This window comes from Edaphobacter lichenicola (assembly GCF_014201315.1).
GTDB classification, from domain to species: domain Bacteria; phylum Acidobacteriota; class Terriglobia; order Terriglobales; family Acidobacteriaceae; genus Edaphobacter; species Edaphobacter lichenicola_B.
Map to the genome: position 1 here is coordinate 654,321 of NZ_JACHDY010000002.1, position 24,871 is coordinate 679,191.

Annotated in this window: 19 protein-coding genes; 11 read left to right on the plus strand and 8 right to left on the minus strand. The window is 59.1% G+C overall.

What is annotated here, in order from left to right; translation table 11 throughout:
* Positions 1 to 105: 105 nt before the first annotated feature.
* On the minus strand, positions 106 to 3,069 hold the full coding sequence (locus HDF09_RS21110; RefSeq protein WP_183764866.1) for an alpha/beta hydrolase family protein: 2,964 nt from the start codon (positions 3,067 to 3,069) through the stop codon (positions 106 to 108).
* 216 nt (positions 3,070 to 3,285) lie between these two features.
* On the minus strand, positions 3,286 to 4,821 hold the full coding sequence (locus HDF09_RS08960; RefSeq protein WP_183764870.1) for a sensor histidine kinase: 1,536 nt from the start codon (positions 4,819 to 4,821) through the stop codon (positions 3,286 to 3,288).
* Positions 4,822 to 4,904: 83 nt separating this feature from the next.
* Between HDF09_RS08960 and HDF09_RS08965 the strand changes: the two genes are divergently transcribed.
* The 3 genes from HDF09_RS08965 to HDF09_RS08975 all read left to right on the plus strand — a co-directional run bounded on the left by HDF09_RS08965 (position 4,905) and on the right by HDF09_RS08975 (position 7,756).
* On the plus strand, positions 4,905 to 5,852 hold the full coding sequence (locus HDF09_RS08965; RefSeq protein ID WP_260181039.1) for an outer membrane lipoprotein-sorting protein: 948 nt from the start codon (positions 4,905 to 4,907) through the stop codon (positions 5,850 to 5,852).
* Between the two features lie 206 nt (positions 5,853 to 6,058).
* A complete protein-coding gene (locus HDF09_RS08970) occupies positions 6,059 to 6,862 on the plus strand; it encodes a hypothetical protein (RefSeq protein ID WP_183764873.1) in 804 nt (267 codons plus the stop codon).
* Positions 6,863 to 7,012: 150 nt separating this feature from the next.
* Positions 7,013 to 7,756: a hypothetical protein gene (locus tag HDF09_RS08975; protein ID WP_183764875.1), complete on the plus strand. Its 744-nt coding sequence runs from the start codon at positions 7,013 to 7,015 to the stop codon at positions 7,754 to 7,756.
* 260 nt (positions 7,757 to 8,016) lie between these two features.
* Here the strand turns inward: HDF09_RS08975 and HDF09_RS08980 are convergent, their stop codons facing one another.
* From HDF09_RS08980 to HDF09_RS08990, 3 genes are all read right to left on the minus strand, one after another.
* A complete protein-coding gene (locus HDF09_RS08980) occupies positions 8,017 to 8,280 on the minus strand; it encodes a hypothetical protein (RefSeq protein WP_179639586.1) in 264 nt (87 codons plus the stop codon).
* A gap of 1,183 nt (positions 8,281 to 9,463) precedes the next feature.
* Positions 9,464 to 10,135 (minus strand): HNH endonuclease, encoded by a 672-nt coding sequence (locus tag HDF09_RS08985; protein WP_183764878.1) that lies wholly within the window; start codon positions 10,133 to 10,135, stop codon positions 9,464 to 9,466.
* A 67-nt stretch (positions 10,136 to 10,202) separates the two neighbouring features.
* Entirely contained in the window at positions 10,203 to 10,937 is a 735-nt protein-coding gene (locus HDF09_RS08990; RefSeq protein WP_183764882.1) for a ComF family protein, read from the minus strand.
* 499 nt (positions 10,938 to 11,436) lie between these two features.
* Here HDF09_RS08990 and HDF09_RS08995 point away from each other — a divergent pair, with 499 nt between their 5' ends.
* The 4 genes from HDF09_RS08995 to HDF09_RS09010 all read left to right on the plus strand — a co-directional run bounded on the left by HDF09_RS08995 (position 11,437) and on the right by HDF09_RS09010 (position 17,117).
* Positions 11,437 to 11,925, plus strand: coding sequence for a hypothetical protein (locus HDF09_RS08995; RefSeq protein ID WP_183764886.1), 489 nt, complete (start codon positions 11,437 to 11,439; stop codon positions 11,923 to 11,925).
* Between the two features lie 178 nt (positions 11,926 to 12,103).
* Positions 12,104 to 13,438: a choice-of-anchor tandem repeat GloVer-containing protein gene (locus tag HDF09_RS09000; protein ID WP_183764890.1), complete on the plus strand. Its 1,335-nt coding sequence runs from the start codon at positions 12,104 to 12,106 to the stop codon at positions 13,436 to 13,438.
* 561 nt (positions 13,439 to 13,999) lie between these two features.
* Positions 14,000 to 16,360, plus strand: coding sequence for an OPT family oligopeptide transporter (locus HDF09_RS09005; protein ID WP_183764893.1), 2,361 nt, complete (start codon positions 14,000 to 14,002; stop codon positions 16,358 to 16,360).
* Positions 16,361 to 16,646: 286 nt separating this feature from the next.
* Entirely contained in the window at positions 16,647 to 17,117 is a 471-nt protein-coding gene (locus tag HDF09_RS09010; RefSeq protein WP_183764896.1) for a hypothetical protein, read from the plus strand.
* A 59-nt stretch (positions 17,118 to 17,176) separates the two neighbouring features.
* Here the strand turns inward: HDF09_RS09010 and HDF09_RS09015 are convergent, their stop codons facing one another.
* The gene (locus HDF09_RS09015) at positions 17,177 to 17,857 is read right to left on the minus strand and encodes a carboxypeptidase-like regulatory domain-containing protein (protein ID WP_183764899.1); all 681 of its coding nucleotides are present in this window, start codon (positions 17,855 to 17,857) and stop codon (positions 17,177 to 17,179) included.
* Positions 17,858 to 18,172: 315 nt separating this feature from the next.
* Between HDF09_RS09015 and HDF09_RS09020 the strand changes: the two genes are divergently transcribed.
* The 3 genes from HDF09_RS09020 (at position 18,173) to HDF09_RS09030 (ending at position 20,126) form a co-directional block, all read left to right on the plus strand.
* Positions 18,173 to 18,643 (plus strand): MarR family winged helix-turn-helix transcriptional regulator, encoded by a 471-nt coding sequence (locus tag HDF09_RS09020; protein WP_183764903.1) that lies wholly within the window; start codon positions 18,173 to 18,175, stop codon positions 18,641 to 18,643.
* A gap of 71 nt (positions 18,644 to 18,714) precedes the next feature.
* Positions 18,715 to 19,419, plus strand: a complete 705-nt coding sequence (locus HDF09_RS09025) for a pirin family protein (RefSeq protein WP_183764906.1) — start codon at positions 18,715 to 18,717, stop codon at positions 19,417 to 19,419.
* A gap of 125 nt (positions 19,420 to 19,544) precedes the next feature.
* Positions 19,545 to 20,126, plus strand: coding sequence for a YceI family protein (locus HDF09_RS09030; RefSeq protein WP_183764910.1), 582 nt, complete (start codon positions 19,545 to 19,547; stop codon positions 20,124 to 20,126).
* 69 nt (positions 20,127 to 20,195) lie between these two features.
* On the opposite strand, the gene HDF09_RS09035 is transcribed toward HDF09_RS09030, so the two are convergent.
* Together HDF09_RS09035 and HDF09_RS09040 are read right to left on the minus strand one after the other, a co-directional pair.
* Positions 20,196 to 20,600: a DNA-binding transcriptional response regulator gene (locus tag HDF09_RS09035; RefSeq protein WP_311719104.1), complete on the minus strand. Its 405-nt coding sequence runs from the start codon at positions 20,598 to 20,600 to the stop codon at positions 20,196 to 20,198.
* Positions 20,601 to 20,641: 41 nt separating this feature from the next.
* Complete coding sequence (locus HDF09_RS09040) at positions 20,642 to 21,550, minus strand: LysR family transcriptional regulator (RefSeq protein WP_183764916.1); 909 nt, start codon at positions 21,548 to 21,550, stop codon at positions 20,642 to 20,644.
* A 135-nt stretch (positions 21,551 to 21,685) separates the two neighbouring features.
* Here HDF09_RS09040 and HDF09_RS09045 point away from each other — a divergent pair, with 135 nt between their 5' ends.
* Positions 21,686 to 24,865, plus strand: coding sequence for an efflux RND transporter permease subunit (locus HDF09_RS09045; RefSeq protein ID WP_183764919.1), 3,180 nt, complete (start codon positions 21,686 to 21,688; stop codon positions 24,863 to 24,865).
* The last annotated feature ends 6 nt before the right edge of the window (positions 24,866 to 24,871 follow it).

Consider the following 24,871-nt stretch of genomic DNA (forward strand, 5'->3'; position numbering starts at 1 on the left):
ACACACGGACGACCCGCCCTGACCGGTATACAAGTCACGAAGTGACCGCCGCCCGCGCAGGGCGCTAGTCCGGCAGGACAGTTGTTGCAGTTCACAATCCAAGCATCAAGGCACAATATTCATCGTCAGCTCATTCGACCGCACCACCGTCCCACTCTTCGCATCCTTGCGAAACACCTGCACCGTATACCGCCCCGGCCGATTCATATTCACCAGCTTCTCCAGATGCGCCGTCTGCACCGCCGCCTTCCCCGGCTGCACATACTCCACCATGCGCGTCTCCTCCTGCTGATGCTGCAACGCCTCCCGCCCATACGCAGTCAACGCCACCGCATGCCCCTTCGCATCCTTCACCTCGATCCGGTATGAAAACTCCGGATTGTTCGCCCCCGGCCGATGCGCAAACGCAACCTGGTGGTCTGAAACATTCCTCAGCGCAATCGTCACCTTCGCATCCGACCCCAACTTCACCTCATCCTGCGGAGCGCCGATCGCAACCGTAAAGTCCTCCGCGCCCACAGCTCGCTGCGGTAGATCCGCATCAGACGCAGCATCCGCATCCGCAGGCGCAGCAATCGTAGCCACGGGAGGCGTAGCCAAGACCACCGGAGCAGCCACACGAGCCGCCACCTTCCCCTTCGCCCCTCCCTTAGCAGGAGCAGCAACAGGCGCATACAGATTCGTCTTCGTCCACTTGTCGCACCAATCCCCCACCGTCTCATACCACAGCTTCGAGTTCTGCGGCTTCAACACCCAGTGCCCCTCATCCGGAAAATAAAGCATCTTGCTCGGCACATTCAGCCGCTCGAGCGCAGTAAATAACTGAAATCCCTCCGACACATCCAGCCGATAGTCCCTCTGCGAATGAACCACCAGCGTAGGCGTCTTCGCATTTTGAATCGAAAGCATCGGCGACCACTTTCTGAAAGGGTCATTCGCAATCGGCCCCGCCGCATACCTCCACGGCTGTCCCGGAGCCACCTCACCAATCCGCCGAAACTCCCACTCATTAAACCAAAGCTCCTCCGTCGTCCCGTACGCACTCGCCGGATTGAACATCCCATCATGCGTCACGATGCACGCAAAACGATCCGTATGCGTCAGAATCCAATTCGCCATAAACCCGCCGTAGCTCGCACCCAGCGCACACTCCCGCGTCTTATCGATAAACGAAAACTTCGACTCTGCATAGTCCAGACCCTTCATCAGATCGACGTAAGCCTTCCCGCCCCAGTCCCCATTCACGCCATCGATAAACGCCTGCCCATACCCCGTCGACCCGCGCGGATTCACCATCACCACCACGTATCCGCTCGCCGCCATCAGCTCCGCGTTCCACCGATAACTCCACGCATCGCCCCACGCCCCCTGCGGCCCGCCATGAATCAAAAACTTCAAAGGATACTTCTTCGCAACATCGAACTTCGGCGGCGGAATCATAAAACCCTGCACCGGCGCACCCTCCGCACCGCTGAACGTAAAGCTCGTCATCTTCGGCAGATCCAGATGCTGCTCCAGATCATCGTTCAAATGCGTCAGCCGAACCTCCGTAGTCGTAATCTGGCTTGAGACACTTGCAATCTCCCTATCCGCAAACTCCTTCACATCCCCACGAATCAGCGCCACCACCGCAGACGGAGACTCCACCGTCATCTTCGTCGCCACCAGCTCATAGCCAACGTCCTTCAGAGCCGCAAACTGCAGCTCTCCGTACTCGCCCTTTCCCGGCAGCGCAAAAAGGGAATCACCCACATTCGGATAAGTGCAGAAGATGCGCTCTCCCCCATGATCCGCCGTCGTAAAACAGATCTCCGGATTCACCGGGTTCCACACAAACTCATCCACCCAACGGTCCAGCTTCGGCAACAGCTCCTTCGTCGTTCCGGCCAGCCGATCGAACAGCATCAGCCGAAACCGGTCGCTCTCATACGTCGCCCGCGCCTGCGAACGAAACGCAAGGTACTTCCCATCGGGCGAGTAAGCCGGCGCATCATCGCTTCCCATCGAAGTCGAAACCTTGCGCGGCCGCGCACCCGCATCATCCAGCAGCAGCGTAAACACATCGTTATTCGTGCTCGCCGCTGGAACAAGATCAACATTGGTTACATATGCGATCTCCTCCGAGCCCGGAGCCCACGCATACCCCACCGGGCCGCCCAGCGTAAACGTCGGCGATTCCGCATCTCCAATATCCCGCCGCGGAGTCAGGTCACGAACAGCGTTTCCATCCGCCGCCGACACCACCAGCACATGGCTCCGCTTCGGCCCAAGGTAACTATTCCAGTGCCGATACAGCAGATGTTCAAACACCTGCGCCTTCACCGGGTTCGCCGCCGCCGCATCCTCCCTCCTCTTATTGCAGCGATCTTCATCCAGCCACGCCGCCTCGTCACTGCACTCCGGATACACCCGCGACGCAAACAAGATCCTCTGCGAGTTGGGCGACCACACCACCCCATCCGCCTCCGTGCTCACATTCGTCAGCCGCTTCGGCGTCCCCAGCGTCCCCGCAGCATCATCCCACGTCGCCAGAAAGATCTGCGACAACCCCGTCGCGCTGTCGGTCGCCACAAACGCAACCTGCCTCCCATCCGGCGAGAACCGTCCCCCCGACTCGCCGTCCTTCCAGAAAGTCACCTGCCGCTCGCGCCCACCTTTTACCGGCCCATCGGCCCCGTCCTTCAACTTCCCATCGGCCCCGCTTTTTTGTTTGTCATTCTGCACCCTGAGCGTAGTCGAATTGGGGGAGGAATCTGCCTTTCCTGCGCCGTCCCCAACGGGAGCCGCCATCGGCACCACCCAGAGATGATTCACCTTCGTGTTCTTCTCCAGATCAACATCGGTCGCCGAAAACATCACCCACCTGCCCGACGGAGAAACCTGCGGATCGCTCACCCGCTTAATCCGCTGCAGATCCGCAAACGTCATAGGTCGTCTTCCCGCCGCACCACCCAACAGAGAATCGGAGTCAGGACCAAACCCCTGCGCCAACATCCTGCCACCGGCCCAGCCCCAAATCCCAACCACCGACAATGCCAGAACACCCGCCCGAATCGCGCGCTTCTTCATCGCGCCAGTCTAACGCGGCAACTCAAAGATCTAACCGAAAGGGGAACCACGGAAGAAAATCCCCACCAAAATTCTCGCACTCCGCCAAAAAATAAATCCAGAAGACGTGGCACTTTTTTCGACCACAAAATTCACCACGCAAAACACCACACCGCCACCACGTCCACCACGCATCCCACCATGTTCTGCACCACAAAAAACCACCGGCAAAACGGTCTATCCCCCAACAGCGGCGCGACGAACACCCTCCTCCGCCACCACAGATTTTTTTTCCGCCGCCATCCTCACCGGCATCTCCACCGCCACCGCCGCCCCATGCGGATGCATGTTGAACGCGCTGATCTCCCCGCCATGCTCCTGCACAATCGAGTAACAGAGACTCAGCCCCATCCCCGCACCATCGCCCGCCTCCTGCATCGTGTAAATCGGATCGAAGATCCTCCCCGGCTCACGAAAACCCGGCCCCGTATCGCTCACAATCAAATGCACCCTCCGCCCATCCAGACCCTCTGACGCATCGCCCGAATCATCTCCCGCAGTATTCCCCGAATAACTCCCCGAATAACTCCCCGAACAACTCAAAGACATCCGGATCACCATCTCTTCACTAGTCTTCACCCCCCGCACCCCAGCCAGCGCCTGCGCCGCATTATTCAGCAGGTGCTCCAGCAACTGCCGCAGCCTGTGCCGGTTCCCCCGCACCTCGGGCATCTCGCCATCGGCCTGCACCACCAGCCGAATCCCCCTGCCCTCAAGCTTCTCTCCACACGCCGCCGCCAACTCACGCACCAGCTCCGTCAGATCGACCAGCTCATCGCCCTGCCCCACCGGCTTCCAGAACTCCAGCAGCGTCTCCACCGTCTGCCGCATCCTCAGCGCCTCCCGCACGATGATCTCCGCATCCGTCTTCACCCGCGCCTCGCCGGTCGACCCCGCAATCAGCTCCGCAAACCCCAGCACAGCCGTCAGCGGATTACTCAGCGCATGCGCCATCCCCCCGGCCAGCATTCCCAGCCCCGCAAGCCTCTCCGCCCGCATCAGCTTCTCTGCCAGCACAGCGTTCTCCATCGCCCGAGCCACCTTCACCCCGAGCGCCTCGAGCGGCCACAGCGCCTCTTCCAACTCCCTCTGCCGCACGCTCAGCAACCCGTCCGCCCCTACCGCCAGCGCCCCCATCATCCTCCCGCTGGTAGTCCACAGCGGAATCACGATCGCCCCGCGCGCCTCCTCCCCAAACCGAGTATTCTGTCCTCTTCCCGTCCCGCTTCCCGCTCCCATTCCACTTCCCAGCCCCATCCCAAAAACCACCGCAAACGCATTGTTCTTCACCCGTCTGCCCAGGCCACCCTCCCCCCGTCGCGTGCCGATTCCACCCCTGCGCTCCGCCTCCACAACACCCTCCGCCCAGGCATTCAACGACTCCACCGTCGTCTCCTCCATCCCCGCGCTCGCCGCAACCGAAAGCACTCTCCCCGCATCCCGAACCAGCACCGCCGTTCTGCGAAAGACGCTCTTCTCCGCCATCAACCGGCTCACCCGCACCGCCAGCTCAGGCAGCTCCGCATCCGCCCCCAGCCGAACATCCAGCCCCGCATAGGCGCGCAGCTCCTCCTGCTCCCGCCGCTCCCGCCTGCCCTCCGCCACCCCAACCTGCATCCGGCACCACAGCGCCCACAAGCCCCCGCCCGCTAGCGAAAGCTCCACCCAGCGCAGCACAATCAACCCGCCCATCTCCCTTGCTCCAGGCCACATCACCAAACCTCCCCAAATCGCGTCTATTCTTAGTAGCGTGCAGGGCAACACACAGAGACCGCCCCGCCCATGGAGTTCTCCCAATGAAGCCCAGCCGCGTTTCTGCCTCCGCGACCCTCCGTCTTGTTTCTGCAAGCGTCTTATCCCTCCTGCTATCGGCCCCGCCCACCGTGGCCATCGCCGCTGTCGCAAATCCAGACGGAGCCGCCCCCGTGTCGGCCCCACCCCAGGACGCCGCAGGCTTCGGCCCCCTCAACCCCGCGCCCCCCGCCAACATGACGCCCCAGCAGATCATCGACAAGTTCGCCGCCCGCGAGACCCTCTTCAGCCTCGCCCGCCAGAACTACACCTTCCGCCAGACCGTCCGCGTCGACACCCTCGCCGAAGACACCAACCGCGTCGACGGCGAGTACCAGCAGGTCACCGACATCACCTTCGACAAGGACGGCAAGCGCGCCGAGCACGTCGTCTTCGCCCCCCAGAACACCCTCGACCGCGTCCAGATGACCCCCGCCGACTTCGACGAGATCGAGCACCGTCTCCCCTTCATCCTCACCACCGAAGACCTGCCCAAGTACGACATCACCTACCTCGGCCGCCAACACATCGACGAGCTCGACACCTACGTCTTCTCCGCCGCCCCCAAGACCTTCGAAAAAGGCAAGCGCTACTTCCAGGGCAAGGTCTGGGTCGACCAGCAGGACTTCCAGATCGTCCTCGTCAACGGCATCACCGTCCCCCAGGACAAGCGCAAGGGCCACGAAGATCTCTCCCCGCCCTTCACCACCTACTACGAGCAGATCGACGGCAAGTACTGGTTCCCCACCTACACCAAGGCCGAAGGCAACCTCCACTTCGTCGCCCAGGAGGGCGCCCTCTCGCAGGACGTCCACATGCGCAACATCGTCAAATACACCGACTACAAGCAGTACCACGCCACCGCGCGCATCATCTACAACGGCGAGGACATCACCGACAAGAAGGACACCACCCAGCCCCCAGCCAATCCGCCCGCCAATCCCAAACCATAGTCCTGCCGGACGAGCGCCCTGCGCGGGCAGCAGTGGGCCCGTCCGGCAGGACCCGAGTCTTCCCACAAGAATTCATCAAAGTTACCGAAGATTCGCTTGCCCACTAACCGCGCCGAGTTTACTATCACGGTGTTCCCGTTTCCTAAGGATTCACGGGCCCCTGCAGCGTCTGATCGTCGGGAACGATCGCACACCGGGAGGCCACCGTGCCAGTCAAATTCCTTCTCAAAACCACCTGCATCGCCACCCTCTCCTTGGGCTACGCCTTCGCCCAGACAGCTCCGGCACCCGCGCCAGCTCCCGCAGCCGGCCCCGCCGACGGCATCACCATGGACATGATGCCCATCACCCAGGACCAGCTCACCCAGTGCCGCCAGCAGGCCTCCAGCCAGCTCACCGACGAGCAAAAAACCCTCCACGACCGCGAGCACGGCCAGGACAAGGACAAGATGGCCCAGGGCGGCATCACCGGAATCACCGGCGCGGCCACCAGCGCCATCTCCCGCAAGAACAACTACGGCTGGTGGGGTGGCAACAATAACGGCGCTCAGACCGCCGCCGCCACAGGCGCCACCCAGCGCACCAACCGCAACAGTCAGGACGTCGCCAGCACCACCGCCACCAGTCAGACCGTCGGCGTCGATGCCTACCAGCAGTGCGTCAACGGCATCAAAGGCCCCGAGTACGTCCACTTCCGCCAGACCGGTCAGATGACCGCCTACACCGGCGCACCCCCCACCAGCTCCGCCGCGCCAGCGCCCACACCCGGCCCCGCACCAACGGCCATGGTCGCCCCCGCACCGCTCCCCACCAAATCGCCCGTAGTCGATGAAGGCGACGGCAAACACTTCGTCCTCACCGCACCCGGCCAGACCGACGCCCGCGAGGTCACCCTCGTTCCCGGCAGCAAGAACGCCTACATCGAGGACGCCACCGGCGACAAGTACATCGTCATGCCCGACGGCTCAGTCACCCGCATCCCCCACGTCAAGAAGACCGCCACCAAGTAACTCGTAAGAGACGCACCCGTTGGTCGCAAGCCGGATTCTGTGCCGACCAACGGGAGGCCCCATGCACGTAATCCATCAAGACCGGTATACGCGTCACGAAGTGACCGCCCTACGCGCAGTGGGCCCGTCGGCAGGACACAGGAGTTCTTGATGAACCGACCAAACTCTTCCTCGCATCCCCACATACACCACGCGCTCACCCTCGCAGCGTTGCTCGTCTGTCTTATCGTTGCGACCCCCAGTGCAAGCGGTCAGGCAGGAGAGGGCGACAAACAGGCGAAGATCGCCGCGCTCAAACAATCAGCCGCAGAAAACCAGCAGAAGCTGCATAAGTACCAGTGGATCGAGACCACCCAACTCACCCTCAACGACAACGACAGGCCCGGCACCCAGTCCGCCTGCCAGTACGGCCCCGACGGCAAGGTTCAGAAGACCCCCATCAATCCTGCCCCGCCGCAGGCCTCCAGCGGCGGCCGCTTCAAACAGAGAATCATCGCGAAGAAGAAAGAAGAGATAAAGGACTACATGGGACAGGTCAAAGCCCTGCTCGCCATGTACGTGCCGCCCAATCCCGAGCGCATGCAGCAGGCCTTCCAGGAACACAAAGTCTCTCTCATCCCCGGTGACGCTTCAGGCCTCGCGCAGATCGTCTTCAAGGACTACGCGCAGCCCGGCGACCAGATGACCATCTCCTTCAACTCCGCAGAAAAAAAGATCAGCGCACTGAACGTCAACACCTACATGGACGAGCCCAAGGACGTCGTCACCCTCGCCGTCCGCTTCGCCAGCCTGCCCGACTCCACCAACTACGTCCAGCAGTCTGTCCTCAACGCCACCGCCAAAAAACTCCAGGTCACCACCACCAACTCCAACTACCAGCCCCTCGCCCAATAAGCAACCCAAAAGTCATCAAAACGAAGACGCCCTGCGCGGGCGGCGGGCGTTCGCACGCCTTTTTAGAGCTTCGCGTGGCGCTCCCGTTGGTCGCAAGCTGAACTCCGTGCCGACCAACGGGAGGCCCTATGCCGCTCATCCTGCCCTGACCGGTATACACGTCACGAAGTGACCGCCCGAATCGGGGTCCCCACGAACAGGTCTTCGTTCGTGGGGTGGCAAGCGCAGTGGGCCCGTCCGGCAGGACCAGAACCGGCCTCCTACGTCTCGCAGTGAGCATCCGGGTCAGCATGCTGCTGGGTCATCCACCGATCCATCAGCGTCCCCGCACACCGCGCCCCGCACAGGTGCTTTACCCCGGCCGAGTGCGCATGGTGATGCTGCCACCGCGTCAGTTTAATCAGGGGCTGATCCTCCTCCGGCTTCTCTCCCGGAAAGCAGTCAACCCAGGCCAGCCACCAGTCCCCACCCTCACCCTTCTTGTCGCCGCAAACGTCGCACTGATAACTCTCGATGTAAGACATTCGATCTCCTGCCGCTGAAACTATCACATCCCCGTTTCAACTTGCAGCCCCCAGATAGGGATACACCCAGAACTCATCCGAAGTTCGAAGCTGCCGTCGCCCCTGCAAATCGCTCCGTTAAATCTCGCCCTCTCACCTAAGACTCGTCATCTCGACCGGAGTCGCGCAGTTTCATCGCGCGATGCAGCGGATTCCGGCCACAGCTCTCAGTTGCAGCGAACCGATTCATGCTGCGGTACCCGTCAAGATCCCTGTATTTCGTCTTTGCTCTGCCTTTGCCAGCCCTCCACGTCAAACGCGAAAACCGCTTGGATGTGAATCTGCGTCGAGGAGATGTCTCTCCGGTTAATTCGTAAATTATCCAAGAAAAGAGCGGCTTAATTCGAATACGACGGAATCTGAACCACGGCGCATCGCGTTCTCTGGCTAGGAGACACACACGCGATGGATAAAAAAACTGAACCATTTTTCCCCCATCGGCGAATGGCGGATGGCAATCTTCAATCGATATGTTTGACCTGTTTGAGAACCATAGGTGTAAGCGACTCGGACGAAGAGTTGATCAAATTGGATGGAGCGCACAAGTGCAAAGCAGTGCCTTACTCCGCCCGGGTGCCCCGTCCCGGCAGTGCTGGAAATCGGCTCGATTGGCCCGACGCTCAGGAGTAAAGAGACACGGTCCTGCCGGACGGGCGCCCTGCGCGTGCGGCGGTCACTTCGTGACGCGTCTACCGGTCAGGGCAGCATGAGCAGCACAGGGCCTCCCGTTTGGTCGGCGCAAAATTCATCTCGCGACCAGCGGGAGCGCCGAGCGAAGCGGTATACAAGTCACGAAGTGACCGCCACACGCGCAGTGGGCCCGTCCGGCAGGACACGCTCCCCCAAAAAACTGTCAAGCCCCAAAACCACCTAAGCCATTACAAACCAACAACATCCACCTGGCGCATGAGTTACCCCCAAACCGCTAGAATAGAACCAGAGAACAGAAAAGCCCCGCGGACATCCGCCGGGGCTTTCGTCTTTCAGCACCAAATCGCCATAAATCATTGATTTAAAGTATTTTAGCCACAACCAATCTGGAATCAATACTTTGCAGGCATATACTCCCTGCAAACTATTGATTCCAGATATTTTACGCCCAAAATACCCCAGGGGGGAGGGGGGTACCCAACACCAGCCGCAGCTAAGCCGCTGGCTCAGCCTCAAAGTAGAGATACTTCCGCCAGGCCGCGTCCGCGCTTCCGATCATGCGCATGATGTGCCGTGAGGTATGCAAAGAAAACGGCCGTGGTTCCCGCTGCAGCTTCATGTCCGTCAGCTCATGCAGCATCTGGTTGCCCTTGCGCCGGTTGCAGTTGTGGCAGCAGGCGACCAGATTCTCCCAGGTCGAAAGCCCGCCACGCGACCGCGGTATGACATGATCCAGCGTCAACTCCCCCGCGGTCAGGATGACGCTGCAGTACTGGCACGAGTTTCGGTCACGAAGAAGAATATTCTTGCGACTCAGCGCCCGTGTCTGGTGCGGAATCCGGCGGTACTCCAGCAGCCGGATCACGCTCGGCATCGCCACCCGCATCCGCGCCGCATGCAGCACCGCACCCTGCTCCTCCTCGGTCCTGGCAACGCCCTTCAACACCAGCACCAGCGCACGCCGCGCCCCGCAGATGTTGATCGGCTCGTACGAAGCATTCAGCACCAGCACCGGGGTCTGCATCGCCGGCTGGCGAAACACGCCAACCCGAACCTCGCGCTCCGTCGTAACCCGCCCGGAAGCGTGCCCAGTCCCATGCCCGCCGCCGTGCCCCGCGTGTCGTTTTCCACTCAGCCCCTGCTTCCGCATCTTCCCCGATTGCATCTCAAAGCCCTCCGGTTCCAGCTACTGTTAGCACTCCGCGCCAAGCTCCTCTGCCACTCCAACTCCACTAACCGGCATCCCAGACGGCAACACCAGAACCCGCAACACCAGACCTTGCATCCGCCGAAACCGCATCCTTGGAATCCCAGGAAGCAACCATCTCCGCCTGGGCCCGCGACGCCGTCGCTACCCAGACCTTGCCAGCCCCGGCCCGCCGCAAAACCTGCGCACAAGCGCGAGCCGTAGCCCCAGTCGTATAAATGTCATCGATCAACAAAACTTCGCGTCCAGCCAGCGCCGCACGATCGTCCACCTTGAACGCGCCCTGCAGATTTCGCCGCCGCCCCTTCGGAGTCAGCTCAAACTGGCTTCGCGTATCCTTCACCCGGCGAATCACCTCATGCGCCGAACGCAGCTTCCACTGCGGACGAGTCCTCTTCAACTCCCCAAGGGCAGCATCAGCCATCAACACCGCCTGGTTGTAGCCCCGCTCGCGCTCCTTGGAGGGAAACAAAGGCACCGCAACAACCAGCAGTTCACCACCAGCCTCTCCCTCCAGCATCTCAATCGCCCGCGCCAGGAACCTGCCCAGCAGCTTCGCCACCGAACGCATCCGCTCGTACTTCAGCAGGTGAATCATCTCCCGTAGCTCATCCTGATACACCGCATAGGCCACAGCCCGCTCGAACTCCGGCGGCACCATCCTGCACGGCGAACACACCAGCCCCTCCACAGGAAACTGCCCCGCAAACCGCACGCCCTCCATGTCGAGCGCCTCGCCACAGCGCACGCAGAGCGTCATCGACTGCGCCTCAACTCCCTCTACACATCTGTCACATACAGGAGACAGCCCAGCTGTCAGCAGAGGCTCACCACAAGCCCTGCAATCGGTCGGATACAACGTAGTAACCAGATCATCCAGAGCAGCCCGAACCACCCGTCCAGGCCCTCGCCACCAGCGAGAGTTCGCGTGCCCTTCTACCCCGCCGCCAGGCGGAGCACCGGGGGGCCCCCCGGAACCAATCCCGAGCGCATTGTCATTCAAGCAATCGCTGAAGACTCACCTCACTCGCCGGCGCTCCAGGTCCGTCGGACCGCGCCATTTCACGCAGTATAGCCCCTTAGCCACACCAGCCGTCAACAATTCTGCACCACAAAAGATGCGCCTGTGCTACATCTAGGCCATGTTGAAAGTCGCCACCTGGTGCGCCAAATGCCTCTTTCTATACCTCCTGGTCGCAATCGCCGCGATCCGATTCTCATGGGTTGTCACGACGCCAGTATGGCAACTGGCTACCACGATGCACTGGACCGCCCTGAACCGCGTTGGCTATGTACTGAGTTACTTTCTACCCATCTTCGCCGGCACCGGATTCGTCCTGGGCCTCATCCCCTTCGGCAAGCTTGGCAAGACGCTTGGAGATCTCTCCCGCTCCATCGCTCCTTCCCCGTCTACTGGACTAACCCTGGAACCGGACGCCGTGCCCCCGATCCTGTGGGCTTGGCTTCCCGTCACCGTCGCCTTTCTCATCCGCTTCGCCACCTGGAAGTCCCAGACCTCAAGCGTCTTCGACACACACCGGTCAGTCGGCCGCATCGAACGCTTCTTCGGCCCTCTCTATGGACAGACCTCCGGCCTGCTCGACAGCAGATGGATCACCGATCGCTTCCTCTTCACCGGCCCCATGCTCTTCCTTATCGCTTGCGCCCTCGCAGCTCTACTGCGCTATAAACTGACAGCCCCGCGGAAACCTCAGGTGGAAAAGGAAACCGGCAGCGGGCCGATTTGATATTGCGTCAGCACAGCTCGATGTCACCGTAGTCAAGAGACACAAAGCTGTCGGGGGATTCAAACGCAAGTGATCGGGATTTTGTTGCACTCGCTGAAAAGTTTCATGCTATCGTTTCCGAGCGGATCATCTCCCCCCTTGCCGCGTGCGAAATTCGAAATCCCCCGAGGATGACATCATGAAGAACAACACAGGCACCGGAAGGTTTGCCTCGCTAGCAAGCTTTCGTCTCCATTTAGTCACTATGGCGCTGGTGACAGGGTCAGTCCTTCTAACGCCTCCCACCCTCAGCGCACAGGACGACTTACACGTTCAATACAAATTTAACGGCCTCGCCGATGGTGCTTCACCCATCGGGAACCTGCTTGCCGATGGTTACAGTCATGTCCTCGGAGTCGCCAACGAGGGCGGAAACGTGTGCGTTCCGTCGGGCTGCGGCGTGATATTCGATTGGGCTCATGGCTTCTTGGTTCCAAAATTCACCTTCGGATCGCTTGATGGTAAGCCCAACTTCCCAACCTCCGGCTTGGTGCGCGACACTGCTGGAGATCTGTACGGCGAAATGTTGCTTAAAATACAAACGAACTCAACCGTTGGAGCGATCTACAAGATTCTTCCATCGGGTACAGGAGAAGTAGTCCACGTTTTTTCCGCCTCCGAAGGGGAGCCGTACGGCGGCCTGACGATCGACAAGAACGGAAACCTCTACGGCGTGACGACAGGCGGCGGCTGCGCTCCTGGTAACGGTTGCGGGGAGATCTTCAAGATCGATCCCAGGGGAGTTACAACTGTCCTCTTTCACTTCAATAATCCAACCGAAACCGGTTCCGATCCTCTGGCATCTCTAGCGGTCGATGCGGTGGGGAATCTCTATGGCACCACGGTGGACGGCGGCCCGGATGATACCGGAAACTCCGATAACCCCGGTTATGGAGTCCTGTTTCAGTTGAGACCCGATGGCACCTTTACCCCGCTCCACTACTTCACTGGCGGGACCGATGGAGCTGCACCCAACAGCATCGCGCTCGATGGCAACGGAAACATTTACGGCTTTGCGCTTCAAGGAGGAGACCTCAGCACCTGCGCCCTCTATGACGCGGGCGCCTTCGCCAACTTTGGTTGCGGTGTGGCGTACGAATACGACACCTCCGGCAGCTTTTCTGTGATCCACTCCTTTGTTGGTTCGGATGGCGCTGGACCACAGGGAATACCCCTGGTCCTCGGTGATACGATCTACGGCGCAACCCAGGCCGGGGGAGTCCACGGCTCTACCGAAGGACTTGATGGATTCGGTGTGGTCTTTCAGATCACCGCGAATGGAACTGAAACCACTCTGCATTCCTTTGCGGGAAAGGACGGCCTCTCGCCCTCTACCGGGCTCATCCAACTGCCCAATGGAGATATCTACGGCGCAACCCTGTATGGGGGGCATTCCAGCAATAGCACTCATCCGTGTAAGACAAACGGAACCGCCGGTTGCGGTGTGTTGTATAAGATTGTGCTTCCCAAGTGACTACCTCGATCACTCTCGGTTCCTTCTAATGCGGAGGCACATGATCGGTAATTCAAACAGAAAACTCTCGATCACGAGACAAAGGCGTGTTTGCGAGTTTCCAAGTTCGGACCATTCCGCCGTGACGAGTAGGCCCGTGGCTGAAGATGGCAACTACCATCAGCGGGTAGAGTATCCATGTCAGCTTGTGCCAAGCCTCATCACCCGGCTCCGGGTCCGGAGGAGACTGATAGCCGTCGTCGGATGGTCCGACAACGTTTGAATGCGATCAGCCACGCTTGGAGTATTAGCCTCGGACTAAGCTTACCTGTCGTAGCCACTTGTCCGTGAAGTCGATATCTCGGACAAGTACCTCGCTTCTCAATTGGCGTTTAACAGGTCGTCTCATCGACTAACCAATGAACATCCGTGAATCGCAGTTCCGGTAACTACAGACTCTTCAAAAGACACTTCAAAACTCAACAGACGAATCCTGCAAAGCCAGTAGTCAACCACCACATCCCCGCTGATACACTCCATCGAAGCCGAAACACAGCTCGACCAAGCGGGAGACGCACCACCATGGCAACATCCACACCGACCAAACCAGCCTTCAAACCCTTCGTCCCTACCACTGAAACCCGCCCCGAGCTCTCCGCACGCGCACTCATCCTCGGCGCAATCTTCGGTGTCCTTTTCGGTGCGGTCACTGTCTATGTAGGTCTCCGTGCTGGTCTCACGGTCGCCGCGTCCATCCCCATCTCGGTCCTTTCCATCTCCATCCTGCGAGCGTTCGGAAAAGCCAGCATCCTCGAGAACAACATCGTTCAAAGCACTGGCAATGCGGGCCAATCCATCGCGTCCGGTGTCATCTTCACACTTCCGGCACTCATCTTCCTCGGCTTTGATCTCGAAGCATCCCGCATCTTCGCGCTCGCTCTCTTCGGAGGATGGCTCGGCGTTCTCTTCATGATCCCCCTTCGCCGCCAGCTCATCGTCGAAGAGCACGACAACCTGATCTATCCCGAAGGAACAGCCTGCGCCGACGTCTTGATCGCCGGGGAACGCGGCGGCTCATTCGCCTCTCGTGTCTTCCTTGGTCTTGGCCTCGGCGGTCTCTACACTCTCTTCCAGAACGACAACCTCTTCGCCCTCTGGCCCAGCCAGCCGGACTATCAGCCCGATCTCGGCACGCAACATCTCCTCAAAGGCTCTGCCATCCGCGCCGACTGTACCCCGGAGTATCTCGGCGTCGGCTACATCATTGGCATTCGCGTCGCGGCCATCATGCTCGCAGGTGGTGTCTTCTCGTGGCTGGTTCTCATGCCTGCCATCTACTTCTTTGGCTCGCATCTCTCCACGCCACTCTATCCCGGCACCGTTCTCATTACGCAGATGTCGCCATCCGATCTCTGGCGAACCTACGTCCGCCCCATGGGAGCAGGCGCCGTCGCAGCCGCCGGTCTCATAACGCTCTTGCGCACCCTCCCCACTATCGTGGGAGCACTCACTCAGGGCTTCAAAAAGACCGGCTCAGGTAAAGCTGCCGCTGCACTGCCCTCTCGCACGGAACACGATCTCCCTCCTATCGTCGTCTTTGGTGGCTCGTTGCTCCTTATCCTGCTGATGTTTCTCTTTCTTCAGTTCAAGCCCATCCCCGGTGCCCAGGTGGGCGCTCTCGCCAACATCGCGGCTGCTCTGCTCGTCGTCGTCTTCGGCTTCCTCTTCGTCACCGTCAGCGCGCGCATCGTCGGCATCGTCGGCTCCTCCGCCTCGCCCGTCTCCGGCATGACCATCGCAACCCTCATGGCCACTGCCGCCATCTTCCTCGTCAAAGGATGGACGGCCCCCGCCTTCGGAGCACTTGCGATTACGATTGGCGGCGTTGTTTGCATCGCCGCCTCCAACGCAGGCGATACCTCGCAAGACCTCAAGACCGGTTACCTCATCGGCGCAACGCCGTGGAAGCAACAGATCGCCATTATGATCGGCGTCATCGTCTCGATCTTTTCGATTGGCGCTACGCTCAACGCGATGAACAAAGGCCTTGAGACCTTTCAGCGTCTCCCCAAACCAATCGTCTTTTCTCTCGACAAACTTCCTGACGGCGTTCAGAACAACGGCCAATTCACCCGCGACCACATTGCATTTGCCCATGGAGACCGAGCCGTAGAACAGATCTCGAATGCGAAGCAATATGTGCTTCTCAACGCCATCGGGTCCACGACGCTTGATGATGGCAAGTATCTCTACAACCCCGTGACGGGTCAGATCGAAGTCCAGTGGATTCAGGGTATCGGCAGCGAAAAGGCGGCAGCACCGCAAGGCCGTCTGATGGCGACTGTTATCAATGGCATTCTGAGCCGCAAGCTGCCCTGGGCACTGGTCTTGCTGGGTGTTGCCATTGTGGTCGTTGTTGAGCTTCTTGGCGTCCGGTCACTGACCTTCGCGGTAGGGGCTTATCTCAGCGTTGCTACTACGCTGGCGATCTTTGTGGGTGGTGTGATGCGCTGGATGGTGGATCGCGCGATGCTTCGCCATGCGGCGGAGAAGGCTCGGCTTGAGCATGACGCTTCTTTGGCCCTTTGGCACTCGGATCGCGATACGTGGCTGGCTCAACATCCTGACTTTGACCCTACGAATCCTGCACATGCGGATGATGGCGGGGTTCCTGTCTTCAACGCCATTACTGCTCGCGATGTCACTCTTGAATCTGAGGTTTCTCCCGGTTCTCTTTATGCTTCGGGGCTGATTGCGGCTGGTGGAATCGTTGGATTGCTGGGGGTTTGCGTAAAACTTTACGAAGCGGCTACGGACCGCTCGATTCCCCGGTTCAGCGAGCATAATCCTCTGCACCATGACCCGGTCAGCGTGGTGATGTTTGCTCTGCTGGCTTTTTCGCTTTACTACTTTGCGCGGAAACCGCTCACCCGCGAAGGGTGATTTTGGGAATTTGCGGCAAAAAAAATTGCTGCGTGGTGAAGGGCGCTTTTTGCAGGGGTTTTTGCGTTTTTCGTGGTGTTTTTCGATGGTAAATCGTGGTGATGTTGTGGTGAATTGCGTGGCTAAGGTGGTGTTTTAGCCGTCACTTTTTCTGGGGTGAAAAATGCGCCAAGTTTTTGAACTTTATTTTTGACCGGCACCCGTCTGAGCCGTCTTTTTCGGGTTCAGGGTGACGGAGCGGTTGTGGTTTTCTTTGGGTCTCATGATGGGAAGGAGATTTTGGGATATGAGTCATGTACTGGTGATCTTTCAAGCGGATACGGAGCGCACGGAGCAGTTGGCGCTGGCGGTCGGGGTGGGTGCGGTTGAGGCGGAGGCGGGTATTCGGTTGCGACGTCTGAGGACGCCGGGCGCGGTCGAGGTGGGGCACAAGGGCTATGGGACGCTGCGGGAGGCAGATCTGCTGTGGGCCGAGACCGTTGTGGTTGGATTGGAGGGCGAAAGGTCCGGGACAGAGGAGCTGAACAGTCTGGTTGCAGTGCTGTCCGGGCTTGATTCGAGCCAGATGAAGGGGAAGGAGTGCTGGACGTTTAACGCGGAGGGTATTGCCGCAAGAAGGACGGAGGCACAGACGTTTGTGGAGGAGGCTTTACTCGCGGCTGGAATCACTCCGGTGCCCGCACTGGTCTCGGATGCTGCCGATGAGATGGAGCGAATGAAAGATGTTGGCCGCCAGCTTGGGCGGCAACAGGTTTGAGTGGCCGGTCAAAGCTGTAACAAGCTCGCGGCTGTAATCAGCTCAAGGCTGCAAGAAGCTCAAGGCTGCAACCAGAGGAGCGATCCGACGGTCAGGGCGTTCTCTGCCGGAGCTCTTGCCGGAGCCCGGATCGCGCGGGTCCTGCAGGCGTGCAGCATATCGATTTGCCGGGCGTAGTCGGAATCCTGAGCGAGGTGGATTCCGTAGGCCGTGAAGGTCTGGAAGCCGGGGACCTGGACACTCAGAGAATAGATCCCGTTGGGGAGTTTACGAAACTCGTAGCTTCCATCGCTGCCGGTTCGTGTTCTGAAGACAGCTTCGGTCCTCTGATTGACGACGACAACTTTGGCACCCTGGATGGTTGAGCCTTCCCGGTCGTCTACCGTTCCGCGGATGCGCGGCGAGAGATTTCCTGAACTTGAAGACGGGATGACCGAGAGAGAAAAGAGCAAGGCGAGCGCCAGTAAGCAGGACATCAACAATCCATTGCGCTCCCTTTTGATCGTCGGGACCGGAATCGTCACGAGGATCGCGAGGGCCAGGCAGAGGCGATAGACGGAGGCATGAGCGGGACGAAAGGAAGCAAGATGAAGAAGGACAGGATCCTCGGCTGCGCTGTGGAAGGACAACAGAAGAGCAGACCAAGGTAGGGGGGATAGCACCGATAGCAGGAACATCGCCGACAAAAAGATCAACAGGGGTACGGGCAAAGCAAGCAGCGACAGAAACGATAGAAGCATCAGCAACGAAAAGTCTCCCTCGGGCGGTGTTCAGGAGGCTGCCTGACTGCCACCCACAGATCACCGGTCTCTCACTGAACTTAGGACCTGACTGACGGGATTCCAAGGGCCACCCCGAAGAACCTTCCTATAGCCACTCCATCGGCACGGGGAAAAACGTCGATTGGTCCGCCCAATTATCCTCTGCGAAGCTAAGGCTCGCAGCCTGTGAAACGCTAATATGCTGATAAGAGGAAGGATAAGGAGCGAAGACCAGGTTTTGAATCTTATCTCGGTGTCGAGATATCTTATGTCGTAGGAGTTGAGGAGCCGGAGATGATAGATGAGCAGAATATAGTTTCGGCCCCTCGGCTCTGGCTGGTTCTGGCTCGGGCTTATCGCTCGATCGGGGATTTTATCGAGGGCTCCTTTACTGCGCAGGGGTTGATCCTTAGCGACTTCATGGTGCTGGAGGTACTGCTGCACAAGGGGTCGCTGACGATCTCTGTGATCGGCGAGAAGGTTCTGCTGGCGAGTGCTTCGATGACTTCGGCGATCGATCGGCTGGAGAAACGCGGACTGGTGCTGCGCAAGAGCTGTGCCTCGGACCGGCGCACCCGCTATGTGGAGCTGACGGATGAAGGCAAGGGATTCATCGAGGAGATCTATGCGCGGCATGAGAAGGATCTCGAGTTTGTCGCTGCGGGGTTGAGCGAGGCCGAGCGAAGGACGATGTACGAGGGGTTGAAGAAGATGGGGCTCGCGGCGAAGATGGCGGTTCCCACGCAGAAGTGCAAGACCGCTTGACGCAACAAGACTTTGAAGCAGGACACACGGCCCTAAGGAATGAGCCGGTGAAGAGACGGAAAGGAAATGTCATGTTGACTGTTCGGAAGAGTAACGAGAGAGGCCACGCAGACCACGGATGGCTGGATTCGCATCACACGTTTTCGTTCGCCAACTATCACGACTCGGAGCATATGGGATACCGCTCGCTGCGCGTGATCAATGAGGATCGCGTGGCGGAGGGGCGTGGGTTTGGAGCGCATGCGCACCGCGATATGGAGATTCTGAGCTATGTGCTGAAGGGCCAGCTTGCCCACAAGGACAGCATGGGCCACGTGGAGGTGCTGGGACCGAATGAGATTCAGAAGATGTCGGCCGGCAGCGGCGTGGTGCATAGCGAGTTCAACGGTTCGGAGACGGAGCCGGTTCACTTTCTGCAGATCTGGATTGAGCCGAAGAGCCGTGGCACGAAGCCTAGCTATGAGCAGTTGAAGTTTGAGGCGGAGGAGAAGCTGGACCGCTTCAAGCTGCTGGCTTCGCCTACACCGACGGCCGGTGCGGCGACGATCAACCAGGACACGAGCGTGTCGGTTGCGGAGTTGACGCCGGGCAAACGGATTACCTATCCGCTGGGGAGCAAGCGCCATGCGTGGCTGCATGTGATCCAGGGAGAGGTGACGGTGAACGGCAAAACGCTGGAGACGGGCGATGCTGTTGCTGTCGACAACGAAGAGACGCTTGAAGTAAGCGCGCAGGGAAAGGCGAATAGCGAGATACTGTTGTTCGATCTCGCCTAACAACTTTCCCGTTGTAGAACGGGCCTACAAGTTTTTGCACAAATGTAACGGTGGCCAGCACATATTTCTGAGCCGGTCACTATGACAAAGACATCTCACAGCAGACCTACCAAGGAGAACACCCTATGAACCGCCGCATCTTTACCGCAGCCCTCTCTGCACTGCTCCTGACCGGAGTCAGCGCGTTCGCCCAGTCGGCATCGACCTGGACCATTGACCCTAACCACTCGCAGGTGAACTTTTCGATCAAACACCTGCAGGTAAGCACCGTGCGCGGCTCGATCAGCGGCGTGAATGGAACGGTTGTGTGGGATGAGAAGAACCCCAGCAAGTCGAGCGTCGAGGCTACGATCACTACCAAGACGGTTTCGACGAACAACGAGCAGCGGGACGCTCACCTGAAGTCGCCCGATTTTTTCGGCGTCGAGAAGTTCCCGACGATGACGTTCAAGTCGACCGCGGTAACGAGCGCGAACGGCAAACTGCAGGTTGTGGGCGATTTGACGCTGACCGGCGTGACCAAGAGCGTGACGCTCGATGTGGATGGCCCGACGCCTCCGCAGAAGGGTCAGGGCGGTAAGTTGGTGACGGGCTTCTCGGCAACCGGAACGCTGAAGCGCAGCGACTTCAACTTTGGTTCGAAGTTTGGCGCGCCTACGCTGAGCGATGACGTTCAGTTTACGATCGACGTCGAAGCGGGTAAGTAAGCAGAGAACAAAGACGGCCCTCCTCTTCGCGAAAGACTGCGGAGGGGAGGGCTTTTTTGTTTGGTTGAGCTATGAGAGAGTTTCGCGGCTGAGTTGTTCGTTGCGCTTTTCGATCGCTGCTGAGGCCTCTGGCTTCAGACTGCGAAGGATCTCCAGCAGCTTTGCCGGGTCGAAGGATTCGAGTTGATAGTCGGATGAGGGACAGCCCTTGAAGCCGGGGGTGGTTATGACGATGATGGGAACTTTTGGTTGAAGTAGTTTGATTTTGTCGGCGACTTCTTCGCAGGACACGTCGTCGAGGCCGCCGTCGAGGACCACACCGCTGACAGCTGGAAAACGAGCGAAGACCTCGAGGGCCTCACCGCCGCTGTAGGCGGTCAGGACGTTGAACTTCGCGGTTTCGATGACCAGCTTGCGGGTTGAGATGCTGCCGGGAAACTCCCGGTCTATGACTAGGAAGCAGGGTCTGATCATGGACAGCATTAGACACTAAAAATGCCGCAGAAGACGATCCGCTAGAGGCCGTGGGTACGCTGGATGCGGTCTTTGTTCTCGCGAACCAGGTGGAGGAAGTTCTGCTGGATGGGGTCTTCGTTCTGCGGGTTCCAGGCGACGGAGAGCCCCATGTGGAGATTTTGCGGCACAAGCGGGGAGATGACGACTCCGGGAGGGCGGAGGTAACGGACTCCCGAGGGGACGAGGGCGACGCCTTCGCCGGATTCGACCAGAGTGAGGACGCTGGACCATGTGGCGGCGGTGTTGACGATGCTGGGCGAGAAACCCGCAGAGGAACAGAGAGCGACGATGCCATCGAAGAGTGCGGGAGTCATCTGTCGATCGCAAAGGACGAAGCGTTCGGAGATGAGAGATTGGATCGAGATGGGTTTGCCCGCGAGAGGATGGTCGCGGGGAAGGACGACGACGACGGGGTCGCGATAGAGGAGCTCGGCGCGGAGGGTTTGATCGAAGGGCGGCTCGAGGGGGCGGGCGAAGGCGATGTCGATCTTTCCGGTGAGGAGGGCATCCATCTGCTCGGGCGTGCGCATCTCGTAGAGCGAGAGCTTGATGTCGGGGTGGAGCTTGCGGTAGTCGCGAATGATGCGGGCGAAGAAGCCGCCGGCGCCCCAGAGGAAGAAGCCGATGTTGAGAGAGCCGACCTGGCCGATGAGGGATCGCTGCGTGATTTCGATGGCGCGGTCGGCGGCCGCGAGGGTTTTACGCGCCTCGGCGAGGAAGAGCTGGCCTTGGGGCGTGAGGCGGGTTCGGCCTGAGTTGCGATTGAGAAGCGGGCCGCCGACTTCGCGCTCGAGATCGGCGATCTGCTCGCTGATGGCGGACTGGGAGACGTGGAGGCGGCGACCGGCTTCACTGAAGGTGCCGTGCTCGGCGACGGCGCAGAGATAACGCAGATGTCTCAGTTCCATGCAGGTAGATCCCCTGGTTTGAGGATATCGGTTTTTCCGATGGCAGCTCTCGGAAATAACTGTTGAGACCTTCACACGGGTAAGAATGTCTTACTCTATAGGAAGATTTGCCCGAAGCGGAAGAGGGTTTGTCGCATGTGGATTGTAAAAGTAGCTCTGAGCCGACCGTATACCTTCATCGTGCTTGCGATCCTGATTCTGATCGCTGCGCCTGTGGTCATCTCGAGCACGCCGACCGACATCTTTCCGAACATTAATATTCCGGTGGTGTCAGTTGCGTGGCAGTACACGGGATTGAATCCGGAGGAGCTTGAGGGCCGGCTGACGACTCCGTATGAGAAGGCGCTGACGGTGCTGGTGGACAACATTCAGCATATCGAGTCGACCACGTTTGCGGGGCAGGTGATTGTGAAGATCTATCTGCAGCCGGGTGCGAGCCTGGATACGGCGAACTCGCAGGTTTCGGCGGCTTCCGAATACCAGCTGAGGAGCCTTCCTCCGGGGATTCTGCCGCCGCAAATTATCAACTTCAGCGCGTCGAGCGTGCCGATCGTACAGCTGGGGCTGTCGGGCGCGGGACTGAGCGAACAGCAGCTGAATGACCTTGGGGCGAATTTTGTTCGTCCGCAGCTCATCTCGGTGCCGGGCGTTGTGATCCCGAATATTTATGGAGGCAAGCAGCGGTCGATCATGTTGAATATCGATCCGAAGCTGCTGCAGGCCAAGGGGCTGTCGCCGGTTGATGTATTGAACGCCGTAGGACAACAGAACGTGGTGCAGCCGGGCGGGACGGCGAAGATTGGCCAGGATGAGTATGACATTCACATCAACTCGTCGCCTGTGACGCTGGAAGGGATCAGCAACCTGCCGATCAAGCAGGTGAATGGGACGACGATCTATCTGCATGACGTTGCGTCTGTGGCGGACGGGAGCATTCCGCAGACGAATATTGTGCGGCAGGACGGGCGCCGCGGGGCGCTGATGGTGATTCTGAAGTCGGGGACCGCATCGACGTTAACCGTGGTGAGCGGCGTGCGAAATTTAATTCCAAGGGTGAAGTTGACGGTGCCGCCGGAGTTGAAGATTACGCCGATCGGGGATCAGTCTGTCTTCGTTCGCGGATCGGTGCAGGGGGTGATCCGTGAGGCTGTGATTGCAGCGGTGCTGACGGGGTTGATGATTCTTCTGTTCCTCGGAAGCTGGCGCAGCACCATTATCATTGCGGTCTCGATTCCGTTGTCGATCCTGACCTCGATTATTGTGCTGGGTCTGCTGGGAGAGACGATCAACATCATGACGCTGGGTGGACTGGCGCTGGCGGTCGGAATCCTGGTGGACGATGCGACGGTGACAATTGAAAATATCGAACGCTACTTGGAGGAAGGCAGAGAACTGCATGACGCGATTCTGGAAGGTGCGGCGCAGATCTCTGTGCCGGCGCTGGTATCGACGCTGTGTATCTGCATTGTGTTTTTGCCGATGTTCTTTTTGAGCGGGGTTGCGCGTTACCTCTTTGTGCCGTTGGCAGAGGCTGTGGTCTTCGCCATGCTGGCTTCGTATGTCCTCTCTCGCACGCTGGTTCCGACGCTGGCAATGTACCTGCTGAAGGCGCATGATCACCATGCCGTACCTTCGAATAACATTCTTGCGCGGTTCCAGAGGGGATTTGAGCGCGTCTTTGAGAAGCTGCGCACAAGTTATCAAGATCTGCTTGGCCGGCTCGTAGCGGCGCGAGTCTACTTCGTTCCTATCTTTTTGCTGCTTTGCCTGTGTGCCTTCGCACTACTGCCGTTCCTTGGACAGAACTTCTTTCCGAGCACAGACAATGGGTCGTTCATCCTTCACGTTCGCGGCAAGAGCGGCATACGTATCGAGGAGACTGCCAAGCTGTGCGATCTGATCGAACAAGACATTCGGAAGACCGTGCCAGCAGGAGAGATGGACAACATCCTCGACAATATTGGCCTGCCGTACAGCACACTGAACACTCAGCACGCAACTTCAGGGTTAATCGGTGCGGGAGATGCGGATATTCTTGTCTCGCTGAAGGAAGACCACCATCCGACTGCCAATTATGTCGAAGCACTGCGCAGGGATCTCCCGCGTGCCTTCCCCGGAGTTACGTTCTACTTTCTCCCGTCGGATATTGTTACGCAGATTCTGAACTTCGGCCTGCCTGCCCCGATCGACATTCAGTTCGAGGGTTCGGATATCGCGGCTAACCGAAAGGTTGCGAACCAGGTCTTGAGCGAACTGCGCCAGGTCCCAGGCCTTGTCGATCTTCGGATCCAGCAGCCTGATGACTATCCTGTGCTGAACGTCGACGTAGATCGCACGAAAGCGGCGCAGGGCGGCTACTCGGAACGTGATGTGGGCAGCAGTTTGCTGAACATACTCGGCGGCAGTACCCAGCTGAATCCGATGTTTTATCTGAACTGGAACAATGGCAACACGTACAACATCGTGGAGCAGACACCGCAATATCAGATCAGCTCTTTGAGTTCGCTCGAGAATATTCCGATCTCGTCTCCGACGGCAAAGCAGCCGGAGATTCTGACCGACGTCGCGACGATTAAGCGCAGCAGCGAGATGGAAGTGGTGACGCACTACAACGTACGGCGCACGCTCGATATCTATGGAAACGTTCAGGGGCGCGACCTTGGTTCGGTGGGCAGAGACATCAATAGAATTGTTGCGAGAAATGAGAAATCGCTGGTGCGCGGCAGCTTTGTGAGAGTGCGCGGACAGATTGAGACGATGAACAGCTCTTACATTGGACTGCTCGCCGGACTGGCGTTTGCGATTGTGCTGGTCTACCTGTTGATCGTTGTGAACTTCCAGTCGTGGCTCGATCCGTTCATCATCATTACGGCTCTGCCGGCAGCGCTGGCGGGTATTGTGCTCTTTCTGTTCACGACGAGAACGACGTTGAGTGTTCCGGCGCTGATGGGCGCGATTATGTGTATGGGCGTTGCGACGGCGAACAGTATTCTGGTGGTATCGTTTGCGAAAGAACGCCTGTTGCATCATGGGAATGCGATCGAAGCTGCGATTGAAGCGGGAGCGACCCGGTTCCGGCCTGTGATGATGACGGCCCTGGCGATGATTATCGGCATGATTCCGATGGCGCTGGGCGCGGGAGAAGGCGGAGAACAGAATGCGCCGCTAGGTAGAGCGGTGATCGGCGGACTGTGCTGCGCTACGGTTGCGACACTTATCTTCGTTCCCGCCGTCTTTGCGTTGCTGCATAGCTCGGATAAGAAAAATACTGTTAGCGACGAAAGCCGCGAGCACCAATTGACTGCGGGCGACTGAAAGAAC